The organism is Oleiphilus sp. HI0079 (assembly GCF_001635105.1).
Genome location: NZ_LWFT01001059.1, coordinates 1 through 834, shown reverse-complemented (window position 1 = coordinate 834; position 834 = coordinate 1). Strand labels below are relative to the sequence as shown.

Below are 834 nucleotides of genomic sequence, written 5' to 3'. Positions count from 1 at the left end.
CTCTCTGCTGAATAGTTCTTGCCATTCACATCGACGGTATGCGCATCCACCAAGCGAGCGCGCCCGGAAATAATCTGCGTACCACTGTTAGTCAGCAAACCTTCGTAAATACCGTTAAGGCGTTCGATCTCACGGTTTTTGTTGGTAACCAACTGCGCCCAATTAAGACTAAGCTCACCTGAGCTCGACCAACCGAATCCAGCGCCGTCTTCAAGCTCCTCTTGAACATGAGAAGCATAGACAAACAACTTTTTGGGAACACACCCCACATTGACACAGGTACCTCCGAGGTCGCGATCCTCTGCTACAGCTACACGAGCGCCCATTGAAGCAGACATGCGAGCCAATCGAACTCCACCAGAACCGGCACCGATTACGAATAGATCAAAATCAAATTTGGACATTAGAGAATCTTTCTAAAAGAGATTAATCAAAGGCTTTAAACAGCACACTTTCGGTTACGTCACCGAGAGGCACACTGCCAAGTACTTTATAACCAAGACCTTTGTAAAAATTGAGATAGCGGATATTTCCAGTATCTAAAGCAATACCTTTTGATGCAGGATTCTTTGCACAGACACCTTCCACTGCCTGCATCAATTTTTTCCCGTATCCCAAGCTGCGATACTGGCCGTCAATTCCTATAAGGGGTAGCTCATGATGCTGCCCCTTGGGCAACAAGCGATGAATCTGCTTGTGGTATTCGAGGTATCGCCAGGTGCTCTCGGAACCAGCGGTTAGCAACATACGCATACGCCATGCAAACTGCCGATTTAGATCAATACGGAGAGACGGGCTCCCTACGAGCGCCACGCCAATTAAGTGATTATCAAG

General features: G+C 47.7%; 2 protein-coding genes. Both read right to left on the bottom strand.

What is annotated here, in order from left to right; all coding sequences use genetic code 11:
- Nucleotides 1-404 (bottom strand): FAD-dependent oxidoreductase (locus A3750_RS18925; protein WP_197475155.1); only part of this gene is annotated, 404 nt, incomplete at its 3' end.
- A gap of 22 nt (nucleotides 405-426) precedes the next feature.
- Nucleotides 427-834 (bottom strand): N-acetyltransferase (locus A3750_RS18920; RefSeq protein WP_156498744.1); only part of this gene is annotated, 408 nt, incomplete at its 5' end.